The 19,315-nt window shown below is 62.3% G+C and carries 22 protein-coding genes and 1 pseudogene; 13 read left to right on the top strand and 10 right to left on the bottom strand.

The genetic code is table 11. The features are described from left to right. The 3 genes from FF80_RS05395 to FF80_RS05385 all read left to right on the top strand — a co-directional run. Window positions 1-471: HAD-IC family P-type ATPase (locus FF80_RS05395; protein WP_035098256.1), on the top strand; the 471-nt coding region annotated here is incomplete at its 5' end. 77 nt (window positions 472-548) lie between these two features. Next, on the top strand, window positions 549-1,025 hold the full coding sequence (locus FF80_RS05390; RefSeq protein ID WP_035098253.1) for a copper chaperone PCu(A)C: 477 nt from the start codon (window positions 549-551) through the stop codon (window positions 1,023-1,025). Further along, complete coding sequence (locus FF80_RS05385) at window positions 1,022-1,636, top strand: SCO family protein (RefSeq protein WP_244445711.1); 615 nt, start codon at window positions 1,022-1,024, stop codon at window positions 1,634-1,636. The genes FF80_RS05390 and FF80_RS05385 overlap by 4 nt, the downstream gene beginning before the upstream one ends. Before the next feature lie 40 nt (window positions 1,637-1,676). Here FF80_RS05385 and FF80_RS05380 read toward each other — a convergent pair whose 3' ends face one another. The 4 genes from FF80_RS05380 to FF80_RS05365 form a co-directional block, all read right to left on the bottom strand. Further along, on the bottom strand, window positions 1,677-2,972 hold the full coding sequence (locus FF80_RS05380; protein ID WP_052153200.1) for a type II toxin-antitoxin system HipA family toxin: 1,296 nt from the start codon (window positions 2,970-2,972) through the stop codon (window positions 1,677-1,679). Next, window positions 2,969-3,202, bottom strand: a complete 234-nt coding sequence (locus FF80_RS05375) for a helix-turn-helix transcriptional regulator (protein WP_244445710.1) — start codon at window positions 3,200-3,202, stop codon at window positions 2,969-2,971. The genes FF80_RS05380 and FF80_RS05375 overlap by 4 nt, the downstream gene beginning before the upstream one ends. A gap of 153 nt (window positions 3,203-3,355) precedes the next feature. Then, on the bottom strand, window positions 3,356-3,781 hold the full coding sequence (locus FF80_RS05370) for a DUF305 domain-containing protein (RefSeq protein WP_035098328.1): 426 nt from the start codon (window positions 3,779-3,781) through the stop codon (window positions 3,356-3,358). Window positions 3,782-3,892: 111 nt separating this feature from the next. Beyond that, window positions 3,893-4,168 carry a metal-sensitive transcriptional regulator gene (locus FF80_RS05365; RefSeq protein ID WP_035098246.1) on the bottom strand — a complete coding sequence of 92 codons (276 nt, stop codon included), beginning with the start codon at window positions 4,166-4,168 and terminating at the stop codon, window positions 3,893-3,895. 113 nt (window positions 4,169-4,281) lie between these two features. Here FF80_RS05365 and FF80_RS05360 point away from each other — a divergent pair, with 113 nt between their 5' ends. After that, window positions 4,282-5,058, top strand: a complete 777-nt coding sequence (locus tag FF80_RS05360; protein ID WP_035098243.1) for a hypothetical protein — start codon at window positions 4,282-4,284, stop codon at window positions 5,056-5,058. A 36-nt stretch (window positions 5,059-5,094) separates the two neighbouring features. Here the strand turns inward: FF80_RS05360 and FF80_RS05355 are convergent, their stop codons facing one another. Then, window positions 5,095-5,841, bottom strand: a complete 747-nt coding sequence (locus tag FF80_RS05355; RefSeq protein ID WP_052153198.1) for a hypothetical protein — start codon at window positions 5,839-5,841, stop codon at window positions 5,095-5,097. Between the two features lie 73 nt (window positions 5,842-5,914). Between FF80_RS05355 and FF80_RS05350 the strand changes: the two genes are divergently transcribed. The 6 genes and pseudogenes from FF80_RS05350 (at window position 5,915) to FF80_RS05325 (ending at window position 11,043) form a co-directional block, all read left to right on the top strand. Then, window positions 5,915-8,473: a heavy metal translocating P-type ATPase gene (locus tag FF80_RS05350; protein WP_052153207.1), complete on the top strand. Its 2,559-nt coding sequence runs from the start codon at window positions 5,915-5,917 to the stop codon at window positions 8,471-8,473. Continuing rightward, window positions 8,470-8,931: pseudogene (gene cueR, locus FF80_RS05345) on the top strand (Cu(I)-responsive transcriptional regulator). The gene FF80_RS05350 and the pseudogene cueR overlap by 4 nt, the downstream one beginning before the upstream one ends. Continuing rightward, complete coding sequence (locus tag FF80_RS05340; RefSeq protein ID WP_035098240.1) at window positions 8,924-9,115, top strand: VOC family protein; 192 nt, start codon at window positions 8,924-8,926, stop codon at window positions 9,113-9,115. Before cueR ends, FF80_RS05340 begins: the two are co-directional and overlap by 8 nt. A gap of 380 nt (window positions 9,116-9,495) precedes the next feature. Beyond that, a complete protein-coding gene (locus FF80_RS05335) occupies window positions 9,496-9,696 on the top strand; it encodes a heavy-metal-associated domain-containing protein (protein ID WP_035098238.1) in 201 nt (66 codons plus the stop codon). A gap of 121 nt (window positions 9,697-9,817) precedes the next feature. Further along, window positions 9,818-10,654 (top strand): hypothetical protein, encoded by an 837-nt coding sequence (locus tag FF80_RS05330; protein ID WP_052153197.1) that lies wholly within the window; start codon window positions 9,818-9,820, stop codon window positions 10,652-10,654. Between the two features lie 26 nt (window positions 10,655-10,680). After that, window positions 10,681-11,043, top strand: coding sequence for a cytochrome c (locus FF80_RS05325; protein ID WP_244445709.1), 363 nt, complete (start codon window positions 10,681-10,683; stop codon window positions 11,041-11,043). Between the two features lie 58 nt (window positions 11,044-11,101). On the opposite strand, the gene FF80_RS05320 is transcribed toward FF80_RS05325, so the two are convergent. The 5 genes from FF80_RS05320 to FF80_RS05295 all read right to left on the bottom strand — a co-directional run bounded on the left by FF80_RS05320 (window position 11,102) and on the right by FF80_RS05295 (window position 16,948). Beyond that, the gene (locus FF80_RS05320) at window positions 11,102-11,446 is read right to left on the bottom strand and encodes a hypothetical protein (protein WP_035098232.1); all 345 of its coding nucleotides are present in this window, start codon (window positions 11,444-11,446) and stop codon (window positions 11,102-11,104) included. 98 nt (window positions 11,447-11,544) lie between these two features. Continuing rightward, the gene (locus FF80_RS05315) at window positions 11,545-12,009 is read right to left on the bottom strand and encodes a DUF305 domain-containing protein (protein WP_035098229.1); all 465 of its coding nucleotides are present in this window, start codon (window positions 12,007-12,009) and stop codon (window positions 11,545-11,547) included. A 468-nt stretch (window positions 12,010-12,477) separates the two neighbouring features. Beyond that, complete coding sequence (locus FF80_RS05310) at window positions 12,478-14,880, bottom strand: heavy metal translocating P-type ATPase (RefSeq protein ID WP_152558276.1); 2,403 nt, start codon at window positions 14,878-14,880, stop codon at window positions 12,478-12,480. A gap of 411 nt (window positions 14,881-15,291) precedes the next feature. Continuing rightward, window positions 15,292-16,539, bottom strand: a complete 1,248-nt coding sequence (locus FF80_RS05300; RefSeq protein ID WP_035098224.1) for a L,D-transpeptidase family protein — start codon at window positions 16,537-16,539, stop codon at window positions 15,292-15,294. 85 nt (window positions 16,540-16,624) lie between these two features. Further along, entirely contained in the window at window positions 16,625-16,948 is a 324-nt protein-coding gene (locus FF80_RS05295; RefSeq protein WP_035098220.1) for a hypothetical protein, read from the bottom strand. A gap of 272 nt (window positions 16,949-17,220) precedes the next feature. Between FF80_RS05295 and FF80_RS05290 the strand changes: the two genes are divergently transcribed. The 3 genes from FF80_RS05290 to FF80_RS05280 are packed head-to-tail and all read left to right on the top strand — an operon-like array spanning window position 17,221 to window position 19,273. Beyond that, window positions 17,221-17,643, top strand: coding sequence for a disulfide bond formation protein B (locus tag FF80_RS05290; RefSeq protein ID WP_035098219.1), 423 nt, complete (start codon window positions 17,221-17,223; stop codon window positions 17,641-17,643). After that, on the top strand, window positions 17,640-18,293 hold the full coding sequence (locus FF80_RS05285; protein ID WP_035098217.1) for a thioredoxin domain-containing protein: 654 nt from the start codon (window positions 17,640-17,642) through the stop codon (window positions 18,291-18,293). The genes FF80_RS05290 and FF80_RS05285 overlap by 4 nt, the downstream gene beginning before the upstream one ends. Continuing rightward, the gene (locus tag FF80_RS05280) at window positions 18,290-19,273 is read left to right on the top strand and encodes an NAD(P)/FAD-dependent oxidoreductase (RefSeq protein ID WP_052153196.1); all 984 of its coding nucleotides are present in this window, start codon (window positions 18,290-18,292) and stop codon (window positions 19,271-19,273) included. The genes FF80_RS05285 and FF80_RS05280 overlap by 4 nt, the downstream gene beginning before the upstream one ends. Window positions 19,274-19,315: the final 42 nt, after the last annotated feature.

Raw genomic sequence — 19,315 nt, 5'->3', positions numbered from 1 at the left:
ACCGGTGACAACGAACGCACGGCCCGTGCGATCGGATCCTCGCTCGGCATGGACGTCCGGGCCGGTCTGCTGCCCGAGGACAAGCAGCGTATCGTGCGTGAGCTGCAGGCCGGCGGCGCGGTGGTGGTCAAGGTTGGCGATGGCATCAACGACGCCCCTGCTCTTGCTGCTGCCGATATCGGCATCGCCATGGGCGGCGGAACCGACGTGGCGCTCGAAACCGCGGATGCAGCCATCCTGCACGGGCGGGTCCTCGATATCGCCAACATGGTCGGGCTGTCCAAGGCTACCATGGCGAACATCGGCCAGAACATCGCCCTGTCCCTGGGACTGAAGGCCGTGTTCCTGGTCACCACCGTCCTGGGGATAACAGGGCTTTGGCCTGCCATCCTGGCCGATACCGGCGCCACCGTTCTTGTTACCGCCAACGCCATGCGCCTCTTGGGCTGGAAGGGGCTGACGCACTCATAGTCCAACGGGTCGCATTCCGGTGGGCGGCAATGTCCGCTAATCCTGCTGCCAACAGAAGCTCACTCGAAGGCTGTTACATGCAGAAGCTCATCCTGGCCCTGGCTATTGCCGTCCTCACCGCTCCGGCACAGGCGCACGACTTCACCTCGGGTTCGATCTTCATCGAGCACCCGATGATCCAGGAAGCGCCGCCCAACGCTCCGGTGCTGGGTGGTTACGTTACCATCTACAACAACGGCGATGTTCCGGAACGCCTGCTGGGAATCGAAAGCAAGGCCGCCGAGAAGGTGGAACTGCACCAGTCGGTGGTGACGGACGGCATCGCCCGAATGGAGCCCCTCGCAGAGGGCATGGAAATACCTGCCGGTGCCACCGTATCTCTGGGCGACGATGGCACGCACGCCATGTTCATCAAGCCTGACCGCCGCTACCAGGCCGGTGACGAGGTCGCCGCGACCCTGATCTTCGAGAATGCGGGACCGGTCGAGGTTGTCTTCAACGTGGAGGAACGCTCCGCGAAGGCTGCACCGAACCACGAAGGCCACGGCAAGTGACCGGGAAGACTTCGACCGGCATGCGTAAGCTCCGGATCGTCCTTTGGGCGCTGGTGGTTATAGCAGCAGGCGGTGCGGGTTTCCTGGCGTATGGGCCCAAACCGACAGGCGTATCCGAGGTCGAGGCGATCTACGCCAAACCGTTCCAGCTTGTCGATCAGAACGGCGCTGCAGTGACCGAGGCAAGCTTCCTGGGCAAGCCGTCCGCGTGGTTCTACGGCTTCACCCACTGCCCGGACGTCTGCCCGACGGCTCTGGCGGAAATGTCGGCGTTGCTCGAAGAACTAGGGCCCGATGCCGACAAGCTCAACGTGGTTTTCGTTTCGGTGGACCCCGAGCGCGACACGCCTGAAATCATGAAGGAGTACGTCGAGTACTTCGACGATCGCATCACCGGGCTGACCGGCGACCTGGCCCAGATCAGCACCATGGCAAAGGACCGCTACATCTTCTTTGAGAAGGAGCCGATGGAGGGTGGCGACTACCTGATGGGGCACCAGGCATCCATCCAGCTGGTCACTGCCGACGGACGCTTCTTCGGTACCCTGGCGACGGAGGAAGGATTCGACACCCGAATGGCCAAACTGCGTCGGCTCATCGGCCAAGGCTGATCGGAACCGCATCCTCGGAGCACTTGACGGGATGTTGTTCCTAAGGGGACGAAGTCGCTGTGCTCTCGACATCATCAGCTGGGGCACGACCTCGTTCGTTGAGGACGTAGTCGAGCTCGGCCATCCTGGCTTCCGAAAGTCCTGCGTTCTCGGCGAAACGGGGCCAGGCATCCACGGCGGCCTTGACCTCGTCGAAGATTGCCTGGGCCCGAAGGGGAGTCAAACCCGCTCCCTTCGCCTCCTGCATGATGTGTCTGTGTCCCGGGTTCCGACCTTCTCCAGCGATTGCCATGTTGTGTTCACCGCCGGGACCTGACGAGAAGGTGAGGTCATACGCAGGCGTAGGCACCCAAGCACCATCGGCTTTCATCTGGAATGCGTGGTTCTTGGAATGGTCGTCCCGGTTTCGCGCCAGCACGTTAAAGACCATGCGGGTGAACATGCTCTCCACGTGCCGCTCGTCCCGGGTCAGCAGGCGGGTAGCCTTGAGAAGGATGCCATAGTCCACCTGGGGCTCCCGGTGGTCTGCGTGCAGCAAACCGCTCAGGGTATGAACATGGATCGCGCCGGCAGCGGCGCGATCGAAGCGTCGCACGGCGAAATAGGCGTTTCCGCTGGAACCCATCAACAGCCGCGTCTCCGGCATTTCCACGCCCGCGGCCCTTGACATGAGCGAGTACGCGTACTCCTCCGGCCCGATTTCCCGCGGATCGCTTTCAGCGCGGAATTTGACGATCCACGGCTCGTAACCGACCGCCAGCCCGGTGTTGCGGTCCTGGACCAGCAGGCCCGTTGCAGTATCCAGCCCTGCGACGATCTTCGGCCTGACGCCGCCCGAGCCGCCTTGTGCGGCCTGCAACCGGTCAACGTCGGCTTCCGGGGATTCTTCCTGCACCATTTCGGCCTGTGTTGCGAGCCAGTCGAGGTCGAGGCCGCCATCGATGACTTCCTCGAGTAGGCCGACCGGTTTGTAGCGGAGGGCACCCATACCCGTGGTGCCGACGAAAGAGAGACGATCCAGCGGACCCAAGGTCAGGAAGTCGTAGTCCAACCGCTGGAGGCGCCTATCCAGGAGCTTGCGCCCCCAACCGTCCGGCAGGCTGTCGTTGAACAAGCCATGCAGTCCTTCAAACGGCACGTGCGGCGCAGATTGTGCGCCCGGCCGCAATGGCAAATTGAACGGGGAAAGGTTCAGGCGGCGGTCGAGTGCCGCTTGGCTGTACTCGAAATAGCTCCGCCTTTCCCCTGCCCGCCAGGCAATGCGCCCGATGGGCAGCATCTCCCCTGCAAGCTCCAGCGTGACTTCTACGCTGAGGACATGGTCGAGCTGTTTCATTTCCGCCTGCCCCGCTTGCGAGGCGCCTTCTCGACGACATCTTCGATCCTGGTGATCTGGGACGGCGGGAACAGGGCCTCGAACTCCCGTTCGGCTTCGAGGGCATAGGCGATCTTGACCACCGTCTCAAACCCTGCTTTTCCCGTGCGCTCAAACAGCTTCAGCGTGCCCAGCGACACCCCTGCTCTTGTGGCCAAACCTTCCTGCGTCAGGTTTTTCGACAGCCGCAATTGCCTTGCCCTGTGCGCAAGGGATGCCATCGTGTCGGAAGGTGATTGAAGCTTAAGGGATATCATATCTCCCAATACATCGCATTTCAGGATATAGCAGTCAACATTTTATCCGGTAATCCTAGAGCGTTCTCCCTTGCGGGGGGCAACAACTCAAAGCCGTTCCCCGATCGCCTCCATCTGTTCGATTTCCCGACGCTGCGCCTCGATGATCTCTCCGCACAACTGTACCAGCTCGGGATCCTCGAGGTCCGCCTCACGGCACATGAGGATCGCTCCCGAATGGTGTGGGATCATGGAGTCGATGAACTGGCGGTCATCGATGAAGGTCTGGGTCCGGGTGCCCAGAAAGGATAACCCGGTGATCAGGGCGAAAGCGACATACAGCACGACGTTCATGGTGCGTTTCGGGAACATGCCCGGCATCGTGGCGAGCATGAAGATTCCCATAGGGGCCCACATGGTCAAGGCCATGTAGAACATGTTCATGTTGTTGCGGAAGTCGCCCAGTCCGTCGATCATGGAGAACATGACGAAGTACATCACGACAAGGCCGAGCACCATGTTGATCCAGAACATGAGGTAGGGTCGTCCATGAGCGCCGTGCCCGCCGCCTTGACCGTGGCGATCCGCTTGATCATGGGCGTGTGCTTCATGCGTCATTCGGTTTCTCCTTCGCAGAGTTGTCGATCACCGCTTCGCTTTGGCAAAGAGATCGACCAGTTCGTTGAACTTGGCCCGCTGTGCTTCAATGTCCCCCGATGTAATCGCCTCGACCACGCAGGAATCAGCTTGCTGCTTGAGGATCTCGTCCTCAGCTTTTGCCAGGGCCGCTTTCACGGCCTGCAGCTGGGTCAAGATATCGATGCAGTAGGCGCCCTCATCCACCATGCGCGAGACGCCGTTCACCTGGCCGGCAATACGGTTTAGACGGTTGCGGATCGAGATAGATCGTTGGGTGCACATCGAGTACCCTCCGGGGGTATAAGCGACGGGCAAGCAGTTGGTTGCTTACGGCTACTTCTATACTTTCGCTCAAGCCCCGGCCCATATGGCTGGAACAAGTTGAGAGGCCAAACGTGAGCGAGTTCAATCCTGTCGACCTCGAGCGGCTTGGGACATGGCCGCCAAACGTTCTTGATTTCCTCCGGGCACACGCCGAAGCCCTCAGGTCAGAGAAGACAGCCGAACACACCTACAATCTGGCCGGCTCGCTCCACCGCCTGCGCAACCCCGCTCCAGTCATGAGGCGTTGGCGTGAGGCCGAGGCTCTCATAGCCGAAACCATGGTGAACCGGGAGCTCAGGGCTTTTCATGCGACCAGACTAGTGGACTTCAACGCCATCCACCAAGAGGGCCTGCTGCGGCTGGATTTCAGTCGAGACCTGGAACGGCTGAAACGCACACTCGCAGGGCACCTGCCGCCGGAGCGGATTGGCGACGTCGACGCTGCCCTGGCCAAGATGCTCGCCGCCGATCCGCATTTCCCGGAACGGGAGGGCGCCGTGTGGGCCACCCCGATGCGTCGCTTCCTGCATGACGGCGGCTGCGAAGTCTTCTTCGAGTCATTCGGCGGCGAAGCTGTCGAGCGGCTCGCCGGCTATCTGGGTGGCGAGCTCCCCACTGCGCTGGCAGGCATAGGGGAGCCCGCCGTTGTGGTGATCCGCTACCCGGTTTCGGGCTGGTGCGCCTTCACGGACGGTCGCCTGCCGCAGTCCATGATCGAGTTATATCTCGAAGCACAGGGCGACTGGGAAGCGATGGATCACGGGTGGGACATCATGATCGAACGCGATGTCCCACCGGAGCGGATCGAAGCTGTTGTTCGGGTCGCAGATCCCGCAGTACAGCCTTGAGCTGGTAAGGCCCGGCCATATGCCGGGCCAAGATCATCAGCCTACCGGCACTTCCCGTCGCGGGCGCTCCGCGGAGCAAGACGAGTGCTCCAAGAGCGCCGACATAGTGATCGGGATATAGGCGAGCGCCATGCCCAGCGCACCGAGCAGCGAGGCGGGCAGAACGTCGACAACGAAACTGCCGCCTTCCGGAACACGCGAAAACAGCAGCAGCGAGCCGGCCATCGCGAGCAAGCCGATGAGGATGTTGGCCTCGATCCCGAACCGAGCAACCAGCTTGCCGGACAAGCCCACCATGACGACCATGATCGTCAGCGTCATCGGCAGCAGCGCCAGTCCGCTGTACAGGGCGGAAAGCCCAAGCGTCTGCTGCAGGTAGAGGTTGAGGTAGAACCACAGGCGTATCCACGCGGCACCCAGCAACGCCATCAGCAGGTTGCCCACAGCGAGGTTCGGTGCAGCGAGGATCCGTAACGGCAGCAGCGACTCACGGGAGATAACCTGCAGAACGAGAAACAGCACCAGCAGGGCAACTGCGGCGCCCAGCAGCAGCGTCTGCGGCGAGGTCCACTGGCCCGGTACCGTCGTGACGATGGCATAGACTGCGGTGACCAGCGATGCCGTTACCGTCAGCGCACCCATCCAGTCGATGCGGCCCCGCACCGGGGCGACGTAGCGGATGACCGTTGGTGCCAGCGCGAAGACGACGAGCCCGAGCGGAACGTTGATCAGGAAAGGCCATGGCCAGCTGAGCCATGAGGTTTCGACTTGAATGAATCCCATTGAAACAGCCCTTGACCTTCCCATCGTTGGAAGCGTTACCTATCTCGGCAGTCAATCGGAAGGACTGTTTGAAATGTCTCTCGCAATCGATCTTCAGAGGCCGACCGGCGTCGACGCCTCAGTGGCGACGTTGGACTTCCAGGTCGAGGGCATGACCTGTGCGTCGTGCGTTGCCCGGGTGGAAAAAGCTATCCGCGTCGTCCCCGGCGTGGAGTCGGCCAACGTCAATCTCGCGACCGAAAAAGCAACCGTCAGCTTCAGCGGGGCACCCGATCCGCAAGCCGTTGTCGCTGCCATCGAAAAGGCGGGCTATGCCACCCGCCAGGAAACAGCCGAACTGCAGATCGAAGGCATGACCTGCGCCTCCTGCGTGTCCCGGATTGAGAAGGCCCTTGCCAGCGTGCCGGGCGTCTCCTCGGCGTCGGTGAACCTGGCGACCGAGAAGGCCATCGTCACCTTTCCCTCCGGCGGCGTAGCGCGGGTTCGACTGGAAGAGGCCGTTCGCTCGAGCGGATATGAAATCGTCCGGCAGGCTCAGGTCGCCGATGGCGGAGAGCCAGAGGATCGCCGTGCAGCCGAAATCCTGCACCTGCGCAATGCGCTGTCCGTTGCCGCCGTGCTGACGGTGCCTCTCTTCATCATGGAGATGGGATCGCACCTCATCCCGGCCATCCACGACTGGGTCATGATGGATCTGGGGCATTCCAATAGTCTCTACATCCAGTTTGCGCTCGCGACGGCCGTTCTGTTCGGGCCCGGCCTGCGCTTCTTCCGCAAGGGCATCCCGAACCTTGTTCGGTTGACTCCCGACATGAATTCCCTGGTGGTGCTCGGGACCAGTGCGGCATGGGCATACTCTGTCGTGGCCACCTTCCTGCCCGGCGTCCTGCCCGCGGGAACGGCAAACGTCTACTACGAAGCTGCTGCGGTGATCGTGACGCTGATCCTGCTCGGACGCTTCCTCGAGGCCCGGGCCAAGGGTCGCACGAGCCAGGCGATCAAGCGCTTGGTCGGCTTGCAACCGAAGACGGCCAGCGTTGTCCGGGACGGCGTTGCCGTTGAGGTGCCGCTCGAGACCGTAATTGCTGGCGACATCGTGGAGATCCGTCCCGGGGACCGCATCCCTGTCGACGGCAGCGTCATCGAAGGCGATTCCTATGTCGACGAATCGATGATCACGGGTGAACCGGTCCCGGTCCGCAAGTCAGCCGGGGCGGATGTTGTCGGCGGCACGATCAACCGCACGGGGGCCTTCAGCTTCACCGCCACCAAGGTTGGTGCAGACACGGTCCTGGCCCAGATCATCCGCATGGTCGAAGCCGCGCAAGGCTCCAAGCTGCCGATCCAGGCCCTGGTAGACAAGGTGACCGCCTGGTTCGTACCGGCGGTGATTGCAGCTGCCCTGCTGACGTTTGCCGTGTGGGCGGTATTCGGGCCGTCCCCAGCCTTGACGTTCGCCCTGGTGAATGCGGTGGCGGTGCTGATCATCGCCTGCCCCTGCGCCATGGGTTTGGCGACACCGACGTCGATCATGGTCGGCACCGGTCGTGCCGCCGAGCTCGGCATCCTCTTCCGCAAGGGCGAGGCGCTGCAAACCCTCCGTTCCGCGCAGGTCGTCGCCCTGGACAAGACCGGGACGCTCACCAAGGGGAAGCCCGAGTTGACCGATATCGAGGTCACCACGGGGTTCAAGCGAGAAGATGTCCTCGGCCTCGTTGCCGCCGTCGAGGCCCGTTCGGAGCACCCGATCGCGGAGGCCATTGTGTCTGCGGCGAGAAAAGAAGGCCTGAAGACTGATGCGGTCCAGGGCTTCTCGGCGGAACCCGGCTTCGGCGTGACGGGAACCGTAAACGGCAGGATCGTTCTTGTCGGTGCGGACAGGGCCATGACCAAGGCAGGCCTTGATACGGCAGCCTTCTCGGCAACAGCGGCTCGCCTCGGCGACGAGGGCAAGACACCGCTATATGCAGCCATCGACGGCCAGCTCGCCGCCATCATCGCGGTCTCGGACCCGGTGAAGGAGACCTCCGCCGAGGCCATCAAGGCGCTGCATGCGCTTGGCCTGAAGGTCGCCATGATCACCGGCGACAATGCCCGCACGGCACAAGCCGTGGCCAAGCGCCTGGGCATCGACGAAGTCGTGGCCGAAGTCCTGCCGGAAGGCAAGGTGGACGCGATCAAGCACCTCAAGGCGGGTGGTCGCACCGTGGCTTTCGTTGGCGACGGAATCAACGACGCCCCTGCCCTGGCGGAAGCCGACGTGGGTTTGGCGGTGGGGACCGGAACGGATATCGCCATCGAAAGCGCCGACGTGGTGCTGATGTCGGGAGACCTGCGCGGGGTTGCCAATGCAATCGCCCTGTCGAAGGCGACGATCGGAAACATCAAGCAGAACCTCTTCTGGGCGTTCGGCTACAATGTGATCCTCATCCCCGTTGCGGCAGGCGTGCTCTACCCGCTGAACGGCACCCTGCTGTCGCCGGTGCTGGCCGCCGGCGCCATGGCCCTGAGCAGCGTCTTCGTGCTCGGAAACGCCCTGCGCCTGCGCGGCTTCGCGGCGCCTGTCGATCAATCCGAGGTCCGCTCCGTGCAGGCCTCCACCTCCCTCAAACTTGTGGAATCAGCATCATGAACATCGGTGAAGCATCCAAGGCCAGCGGCGTGTCGACCAAGATGATCCGCTACTATGAATCCATCGGATTGATCTAGGCCCCGCTCCGGACCGAATCCGGCTATCGCGTCTACTCCGACAACGAGGTGCACGGACTCCGGTTCATCAGCCGGGCCCGGGATCTGGGCTTCTCCGTGGAGCAGATGGGGGACCTGCTGGCACTATGGCGGGACCGCTCCCGTGCCAGTGCCGACGTCAAGTCCATTGCACTGGAGCACATCCGCGTGCTGGACGAGAAGGCCAAGGCGCTCAAGGCGATGAGCGACACCCTTCGGCACCTGGCAGACAACTGTCATGGCGACGGTCGCCCGGACTGCCCCATCATCGAAGGCTTCGCCCAAGCCGCCCCTACATCGGTCAAGAGGCGCCGGCCGCGCTTCGGAGTGACCGATGTAGCTCCGGACCGCAGCCATGCCTGAGCGGGTCGCACCCAAGGTCAATCGGTTGATCGAGACCACCATCAACGTCGATGATCTGGACGTGGCCGTTGAGTTCTACAGCCTCGTGTTCGGGTTCCTGACATTGCACCGGGACGGCGCGTCGCGGCATCCAACGCCGGCGCCGCAATGGTTTTGCTGCTCTTCAAACGAGGCGCCAGCCTGACGGAGCAGGTTCTGCCAGGTGGTGCTCTCCGTCAGTTGGCTGTCACCTCCCCCGGGTTAGGATGACGGATGAGATTTACCCGTTCCAAGCCCCTGCCTACAGTCGTCCTGGTCGTGATCCTGATCGCATCCGCGTTGGTCTCGGGACCGATAATCGCCATTTTGTTGGCGAGGGCTATGGCCGCGGCCTTTGCCGGCACGGGCAATCTCTGAGCACGCATTGCCCGAAACGAATGATGGTTGCCGAGCACGCTGGCACCAGGTTGGACCGTCACGTCGCTGCCTCCAGCGACCCTTTCAAAAAAATGTATCTTCACCCTTGACCTTCCCTCCGTTGGAAGCCCCACATTGGGGCAATCACCGAAACGAAGGAGTTCTGATATGTACAATTTCCAAGTCAACGACATGACCTGCGGCCACTGCGTCTCCACGATCGAGAAGGCCGTGAAAGGCGTGGATGCCGCAGCCGAGGTGAAGATCGATCTCCCCGCGCGCAAGGTGGACATCAGCAGCCAGAAGCCGGCGGAAGCGTTCGCGGAGGCAATCACCGAAGCTGGCTACACCGGCCAGCTGCAGGCATGAAACCATCGGCAGGCGATGAGCCTGCCTTCCTCTTACAAGGCTCGGGCCGGATCACCACATGCCCGTCGACCAATGTCGAGCGCTGATGTTTTCACTGCCGCCAACAATACGGGATCGAACCATGAAATCCGAGCTGACCGCCGCCCTATGGCTACTTCCCATCCTTGCGGCAGGTGCCACCGAACACACCGCCCCTCTTCCGGCGGGAGAGCTGTCTCACATCCATGGCGTCGTGCTGCCCGCCGGATCCGATGATGTGCTGCTTGCAACCCATTTCGGTCTCTATGCGGTAAACCGGACTGGCATGGCCACCATGATTTCGGCTGCGGCAGATGATTTCATGGGGTTCACTTCCGGAACGGACGGACGACTCTATGCCAGCGGTCATCCGGGCAGCGGCGGCAACACCGGGGTCATAGGCACGTCCGGAGCCGGAGCGGAATGGTCGCACCTTTCCGATGGTGTCGGCGGACCGGTCGACTTCCACGCAATGACCGTCAGCCCTGCGGACCCCGATACCCTTTACGGCTCGTATGGCGGTGTGCAGGTTAGCCGCGATGGAGGCCGCACCTGGGCGCTGGCGGGCTCCGGCCCGTCCGAGCTCATTGATCTGGCTGCCGCCGCGGACGAGCCGGGGCATGTCTACGCCGCCACCACGACGGGCCTTCACCAAAGCGTCGACTTCGGCAAAACCTGGTCGCCTGTTGCTGAGGGCGCCCCCGTGACGGCGGTGGAAGTCGCCTCCGATGGCGGTTTGCATGCATTCGTTCCCGGGACCGGATTTCTAGCGCTGAACGATACTTCCGAACTTGTTCCCGTTGGAGAGATGAAGAACACGGTGGTGCTTCACATGGCCTTCGATCCGGATGATCAGGAACATCTGGTGGCGGTAACCGCTGAAAGTCAGGTCATCTCCAGCATGGACGGGGGAAGGTCGTGGTCTTCGTTCGCCCCCTAGCGTCAATCTGTACCCTGGCAGCGCTGTTGACCTGCACACAGGGCCAGGAACTCGACGGGCGAGAGTTGTATCTGGAGCAGTGCGCCAGTTGCCACGGGGTTGACCTCGAGGGGCAACCGGACTGGATGGCCCGCCTGCCGAATGGCCGTCTTCCGGCCCCTCCCCATGACGAAACCGGCCACACCTGGCATCACTCCGACCGGCAGCTGTTCCGGATCATCAAGGAAGGTCTCGCATCGATCGTGCCGGGCTACGAAACCGACATGCCGGCCTTCGCTGACACCATGACGGACGATGAAATCAGGTCGGTGCTCGACTATATCAAGGGTACCTGGCCGGAACGCCAAACGGACTACCAACGAGCCAAATCACAAGCCGACGGGGAGTAGCTCCTCGTCCGTAGACTCTGTCCAAGGCAGCAGTCATGCACGGCAGGCAATTGGAATATCACGGGTCACCGGCGCTTGAAGGCTGCAACTCCGCAGTTCGGCCGCCTGTTTGCCTGGCAAGCCGACGGGCTATCAGGAGCACGACCGTCGGCCATAACATCGTGTTGCCGATGTCCTTGAACGCACCGGTGATATCGATATCGGGCGGGCTGTGATGGAAAGCGTCGAGGAATTCGTTCCCGAGTTCGAAGGCAAGAACAACCAGCCACGGCACGATGCTGGCCGGTCCTCGCCGCAACACCAGCATGGCGGCAACATAGATGCCCAGGCCGATGTGGATGTGCAATGCGTCCCTGCTGAGGAACAGCAGTTCGCTCAGTTCCGTCTTGATCTTGTTGAGCATGCCTGCCTCCGGCAGACCTTTTAGCAGCGGAGCGTTGCCGTCTGCTTAAGCGACCCTGAGAAGTGGAAGCGCACCGTGGTGCGCTTCCTTGTACCTGCTTACTCGTTGGCGCCTTCACCTTCGAGCCAGGAGACCATTTCGGCGATCTCCTGCTCCTGGGCGTCGATAACCTTCTGCGCCATTTCCTTGGCCCATTCGTTATCGCCGTGTTCCAGCTCGGCCTTGGCCATGTTGATCGCGCCTATATGGTGGGGGATCATTCCGCAGACGAATGCCACGTCGATGTCCTCAATCATCATCGCGTCCATCATCTGCTTGTTGGTCTCGTCCATGCCCGCCATCAGGTCGGTATGGGCCTCGTCCATCTCGTGGGACATGTCCATCGACATATCTCCCGACATGCCTTCGGCACTCTTGCAGATTTCCGGCAGGTCGGCAGCCATGGCACTGTCGCCGCCCATGGCGGACATGTCGTGACCCGGCATCGCATCCTGGGCGGAAACGAGCGAAGAGGTCCCGGCAAGAACGACGGAGGCGAGCAGTGCAGTCTTGAAGATGTTCATTTTCGAATTTCCGTTGGGTTGAAGAATTGGTTCAAGCGTCCGTGCGGAAACCCTTCGGCGGTCGATCTATTCGTACAATCACCCGATGTGGAGCGGGCTCCGTCACATCGGCTAAGCGGTCGACGGTCCGCAGGACGGGAAGCGTCGCACTGGGTGCCGCCGGCATTCCGCCAAGGCAGAGACCCATACCGCAGCACACCGGCATAGAATGCGGATCACTGTCGCAGTGAGCCTCGCATTCGACATCCGCATGATGGTTTACGTCGCTCACGGCATGTTCGACGCCACTGGTTCGTGCCATGGCCCCATGGTGCAAGGACATGCTGGATACGACCGCGACAAGAACTGCGAGGATCATGCGGATCCTCGTTCTCGTCACTGGCGATGCTGCGGAGCGTTCCATGGCACCCAAACCCGTTCCGGCACGTGCCGGTTGCAGGAATCGCCTGCGTTGAAGAGCTCGACGGGTCATGCGATGCGAGCTGAACGGAGGCGCAGAGAGTTCCCGATCACGCTGACGGACGACAGTGCCATGGCCGCGGCGGCGATGGCCGGCGAAAGCGTCAGCCCGAAGAATGGATAGAGGACCCCGGCGGCGACGGGCACGCCGGCAGCATTGTACACGAAGGCAAGGAAGAGATTTTGCCGGATATTGCCCATGGTGGCCCTGGACAGCTTCCTTGCCCGTGCGATGCCGAGCAGGTCGCCGTTCAGGAGCGTCACTCCGGCGCTTTCCATTGCCACGTCCGTGCCCGTTCCCATGGCGATGCCCACATCGGCTGCTGCGAGGGCCGGTGCGTCGTTGACGCCGTCCCCTGCCATCGCGACCACCCTGCCCTCCGACCGCAGCCGTTCGACAACCTCGCTCTTGCGTTCAGGCAGGACATCGGCCTCGACATCAGCGATTCCGAGTTCGCGGGCGACCGCCGCGGCCGTCACGGTATTGTCGCCAGTCATCATGACGACCCGCATGCCCTGCGCCCGCAGTTCAGCAAGCGCCTCGGCTGTGGTAGCCCGGATCGGATCGGCGATGCCCAAAGCGCCGGCCATCGCTCCGTCCACGGCCACAAGAACCACGGTTGCCCCTTCGCCACGCACCTGGTCGGCCCGTTCTTTCCATTCAGCCGACGCCACACCCTCACTCTCGAGGTATTTGGCACTGCCGATCAGGACGCGCTGCCCGTCGATGATGCCGGTCAGGCCCTTGCCCACAGGGGAATCCACGTCATTGGGTTCCGAGAGCATCAACTTCCGTTCGTTCGCCGCAGTCACGATCGCGACTCCGAGCGGGTGCTCGCTTGCACGCTCCAGACTTGCCGCCACCGCCAGAAGATCGTCTTCGCTCCATCCTCCGGCGGCCAGAACATGGGTAACCTTCGGCTTGCCTTCAGTTAGGGTACCCGTCTTGTCGACGACCAAGGTATCGACCTTCTCCAGCCGCTCCAGGGCCTCGGCGTTCTTGACGAGCAGACCGAGCTGGGCACCCTTGCCCACCCCGACCATGATCGACATGGGAGTGGCAAGACCGAGCGCACATGGACAGGCGATGATCAACACCGATACCGCTGCCACGAGGGCGTGGGCAAACACCGGTTCCGGCCCCCACACCATCCAGGCAACGAACGCCAGGACGGCAATGATGATCACCAACGGCACGAACCACCCGGACACCTGGTCGGCGAGGCGCTGGATCGGCGCTCTCGATCGCTGGGCGGCTGCCACCATTTGAACGATGCGGGACAACATGGTGTCGCGGCCCACACCCGTGGCTTCCACCACAAGGCCGCCCGACTGGTTGATCGTGCCCGCCACCAGCGCCGACCCGGCCTCCTTCGTCACCGGCATGGACTCTCCGGTGACCATGGATTCATCGACTGAGCTGCGTCCTTCGAGCACCCTTCCGTCTACGGGAATCTTCTCGCCCGGGCGCACCCGCAGGCGGTCCCCAACAACGATGACATCAACTTCCACCTCCTCGTCGATGCCATCCTCCCTTACTCGGCGTGCCGTTTTGGGGGTCAGGTCCAGCAGGGATCGGATTGCCCCAGACGTTTTTTCCCGGGCCCGCAACTCGAGTACCTGCCCCAGAAGAGCCAGGGCGGTGATGACGGCTGCGGCCTCGAAATACACCGGGACGGCACCGTCCATCTCCCGCATCGAGTCCGGGAACATCCCAGGCAGCAACGTTGCGACGATGGAGTAGAGCCACGCCACCCCGATGCCCATGGCGATCAGGGTGAACATGTTCAGGCTGCGGTTCTGCAGGGATGCCCAGCCACGTTCGAAGAACGGCCAGCCCGCCCACAGCACCACCGGTGTCGCCAGAACGAGTTGTATCCAGTTCAAGGGCTGCGGCGCGATCCAATGGTGGAGGTCGAACAGGTGCGCCGACATTTCGAGAACAAACACGGGCAGCGCCAGGGCCGAGCCAATCCAGAAGCGTCTGGTCATGTCGCGGAGTTCGGGGCTTGGACCGGTATCGGCAGTGGGCAGTTCGGGCTCCAGCGCCATGCCGCAGATCGGGCAAGAACCCGGTTCGTTGCGGCGGATCTCCGGGTGCATGGGGCAGGTCCAGACCATGCCTGCGGGAGCAGCCTTGGCGATTTCCGACCTCGTCTGCATCTTCGCGGACTCCGATGCTGCGGTGTACCTGACAGGATCCGCCGTGAACTTGGACCGGCATCCTTCGGAGCAGAAGAAGTAAGTCGTGCCTTGATACGTCGCCTTGTGCTTGGCCGTGGCGGGGTCGACCTGCATGCCGCAAACAGGATCACGGACATCCGTCACATCAACGGCTGAAGCGTCGCCAGCTCCGTTCCTGTGATCGTGGTTGTGGTGGGCATGATCGTCGTGGTGGTGACTGGTGGCCATGATCATCTCCTGTTTGGAAGATCCTGCACCTTTCCACCGTGGCAAGGTCAAGAGGAATATCGCGTTGCACTTCCCCAAGCGGTGGGCTTGGACATGACAGCGTCATGTCCAAGGATCTCGCTACAGCGCACTGGTCGGCAGCGGCCTATTGTCGAGAGCGGCAGGGACAAGCCGCTAACCACCGGCTGTCAGTGCAGAATTCGTCCACAACGACGTAACCAAGGCCCATCAGCTTGGACACGATGGCGCCCACGTTCAGGTCAGGTCCGGGGCGGACCGTCATCGTCCCGCCGGTCAGCGAGACACCAACGTAAGCGACGCCCGGCAGGGGCATCACGGCGTTTTCGATAGCGGCCACACAATTGGAGCAGCCCAAGTTGGCAATGGCGAATGTCAGCTTCGCCCGCTTGGTCACGTCTCGAAGCTCACCTTTCCAGCCATGTCGAACTCGTAGACATCGTCGCGGAAGCTGACCACGCCGTTCCGGTTCGCCCAAGCCGAGATATAGGTGGTATGAATCTCGACGGGGTTGCGCACGTCGACGTCCTTACGTTCGCCGGTGGAAAACACGTTGCCGATCTCACCCGGTCCCCAGTCACCGTTGTCGCGCAGCACCCAGCCTACGAAATCCTGTACCTGGTCCACCCGCACGCAACCGGAGGAGTAGAACCGCGCATTGTCGCCGAACAGGCCCTTGGTGGGGGTATCGTGCAGATAGACGGCGTGGGGGTTGTGGAAGTTGATCTTGACGTTGCCCATGGAATTGAGCGGTCCGGGGTCCTGCCGGAAATTGTAGTTCACGGCCTCTTCCGTCTGCCAGTTGATCTCGCTCGGCTGTAGCTCGCGACCGCTGCCATCGTAGATGCGGATCTTCTGCTCGGTCAGGTAGTTGGGGTTCTCGTTCATGTACTTGATGAGATCGCGCCTGATGATGCTCTTGGGTACGTTCCAGAACGGGTTGAAGTTGATCTGGTGGATGCGGCTCTTGAGGATCGGCGTCTGCCGGTCGATCCGACCGACCACGGCAGTGTGCCGTCGAACCACCATGCCGCCTTCGACCGTCTCGATGAAGGCAGCCGGGATGTTCACGATCACGTAGCGATCCGCCAGTGCCGGCGCCATGGCCTGGACGCGCAGCAGATTGAGCCGCAATTGGTGGAGACGTGTCTCCGCCGGAACGTTGAGGGCGTACCAGGTCGCCTCGTCTACCTGGCCATTCACCTGCAAACCGTGCCGGGCCTGGAAACGGCGCAGGGCGGCGTCGGTCGGCGCGTCCATGGCATCGTCGACGTTTTCCACCATCGGCATGTCCGCGGAGGCTAGAAGGCGCCGCTTGAGCTGGACCACGCCATCGCGTGCGGCGCCCATCGTGACGCCGTAGGTTTCCTGCGGCACCTGCTCCCACCCACCACGGGCAACGAAGGGCTCGTACTGGGCAATGGCCATCTGCAGGTTGTTGACGGTGTCATACGACAATATCGGCTCGACCGTGTCGATGGCCTGGATGGCAGCAGCACTGTTGGCTTCCTGCTCGGCATCGCTGAGGGAGCGGTTCTGGTTCATCATGTCCCACAGCGACTGCGCCTGGGCAGGCTGCATCATGAGATGGGTGGCGGCGGCGCCGGCAGGCAGCAGCCGAAGGAAATCTCGTCTCTTCATCGTTCAATCCAATGCGTAAAGGTCCATAGACGGCGGCAATCGGGCAGCCATCGTGCCCATCGCTGCGTGGCGCCAATGTTGCGGATCAGGGTCTGCGTGGAGGACGGAAATGCTTGGAACGATGATCGAGACAGGAAATGGCGCCACCCGCATCGAACGCGAAATCGATTCGCCCCAAGTAGAATACCCCATCGAATTCTTGAGACGGGATGCCTGCCGACAGCGCACAGCAGCCGGTCGAATGGAAAGGGTGTTGCGCATAGTTCTGGCCATGCCCGTCCAATTGGGCCACGAGGACATCCGTATTCCCGGCGGCATGATCCGATGCGCCCGACTGGTGCACGCAAAACACCAGGGCGATCATGGCAAACAGGATGGGCAGCAGCCCGCGGCGAAATCCGATGCTCACTTCCACTCCTCGGGGGCTTCAAGGCCATTCCAGCGGAACATCCTTAGTCTACGATTAAATTCGACGAGAGTACGTCCCCTTCGAGGCCGGATCACCCAGGCTTGATGTTATCGGGGTCCGGGGCACCCGGAGCGGATGTTCGCAGGGGCGAAGGTCAGATGATGATGTGCTGACGGGAACACCTCTTCACATATTCTCCCTCCTGCGACGAAATGGTCCTTGCTCCTCTAGTGGCCATAGATTGTAGCGTGGACCGACGAGGAGGAGGCCGCATGGCATCACATAACCCGAACTCAAGTTGGTTGATCCTGGCTTGGGTGGTGGCCCTGGCGGCAACACTGGGTGCGCTGTTCATTGGTGAGATCATGGGCCAGATGCCTTGCGTCCTCTGCTGGTACCAGCGGATTGCGATGTTCCCGCTTGCACTGCTTCTCGGCATCGCGGCGATGCGCGGCGACAAAGGAATCTGGATTTATGCCCTGCCTGTCGCTGGTGTCGGACTGGCGATCGCCACGTACCATTCGCTGCTGTACTCCGGCATCCTGCCCGCGCCCATCCAACCCTGCCAGGCCAGCGGGCCGCCCTGCTCCGGCGACGGGATGCTGGTCCTGGGCATCCCTATCCCCTTTCTCTCGATGGCGTCGTTTGCCGCCATCGCACTCCTTCTCCTCCCGCTTGCACGGAAACCAGCATGAAGTCCCGCACCCTCGTCATTGGCGTCGCAGCCTTGGCCCTAGTCGTTTTCGCCGTTGCCGCATGGCTTTACCCGCGCCAGGCGCCGCAGCCCCCCTCGCCTGTGGTCGGCACCATCGAGGCGGCAGGCTATGTTCGGCCCCATTCCTTTGTCATCGGTCCCGCGGATGCGCCCGTTACCATTTCGGAGTTCTTTGATCCCAGTTGCGAGGCATGCCGGGCCTACTATCCGATCGTGAAGCAGATCATGGATCGCCATCCCGACCAGGTGAAGCTGGTCCTACGGTACGCACCCTTCCATGATGGCTCCGACGAAGCCGTCAAGATGCTGGAAGCCGCCCGGCTGCAGGATCTGTTCATTCCCGTGCTGGAGGCTTTGCTGGCCAGACAGCCGGAATGGGCCGTCCATGGCGCACCGAACATTGACCTCGCCTGGCAGATCGCCGGGGAGGCAGGGCTGGACGTGGCACGGGCCCGGGAGGACGCAAAGCGTCCCGGTATGCTCGGCGTGATCAACGCCGACCTCGCCGATATCGAAGCCCTTGGAGTCACGCAGACGCCGACCTTCTTCGTGAACGGAAAGGCACCGGCGAGCACCGACCCGCAGGCGCTGGCCGACCTCGTCAGCAGCGAGGTGGCGAAAGGCCAATGACCGCACCGGTCGATGTCCTGGTGATCGGCGGTGGCCAGGCCGGGCTTGCCGCTTCATGGCGGCTGGGTGAGGCCGGGGTGTCGCATGTCGTCATCGACGCCTCGCAAGAAGTGGGCGACAGTTGGCGCCGCCGGTATCATAGCCTGACCCTGTTCACACCCCACAGCTTTAGCGCCCTGCCCGGTTTGCCTGTTAGCGGCGACCCCGACGGATATGCCAGCCGCATCGAGTTCGCCGACTACCTCGCGGCTTATGCCGGCAAGCATCGACTGCCAGTGTTGAGCGGCACCAGTGTGACCCGGCTCGTTGCCGATCCTTCAGGATTCGCTGCCGAACTCGATGGTGGAACGCATGTCCATGCGCGAGCCGTGATCGTGTGCACGGGTGCTTTCCAACAACCAGTCGTGCCGCAACTCTCCCGGGCATTTGCGGACGATATGGCACAGCTCACGGTTGGAGACTGTCGCAATCCAATGACCGCTGGGCCGGGCACGGTGCTTGTGGTGGGCGACGGCGCATCCGGACGGGACATCGCTGTTGATCTGGCACGGACCCACAAGGTCGTTGTTGCAACCGGCAAGCCTCGCCGCCTCTTTCCGGAACGGATACTCGGCCAGAGCACTTGGACCTGGATGGACCGCCTCGGGCTGCTGTCGGCATCTGCGGGATCGCCGGTCGGCAGAATCATGCAGGCAACCGATCCGTTTCCCGACCGGGGGCGGAGCTTCAGGGCGCTCCGTGCAGCCGGCTCGATATCCGCCCGCGCCTCCATGGAGCCGATGGACGAACTGCAATCTTCGCCGATAGCAGCCGTGCCGACGTCAGCACGATCATCTGGGCGACCGGCTACCGCAACCATGACGGTTGGATTGAAATCGACCTCGGTTCACCCGGCTTGTTCTTCCTGGGCCGACCGTGGCAGCGAAACCGTGCTTCTGGACTTATCCTTGGAGCCAGCAGGGGTTCCGGACCTGTCGTGAAAGCTGTCCTCGATCATCTCCGGCAGTCACTGCCGCAGCCGC

The organism is Devosia sp. LC5, assembly GCF_000735585.1.
Classification (GTDB): Bacteria; Pseudomonadota; Alphaproteobacteria; order Rhizobiales; family Devosiaceae; genus Devosia.
The sequence above is the reverse complement of the archived record's forward strand: the minus strand, read 5'-3'. Positions and strand labels throughout refer to the sequence as shown.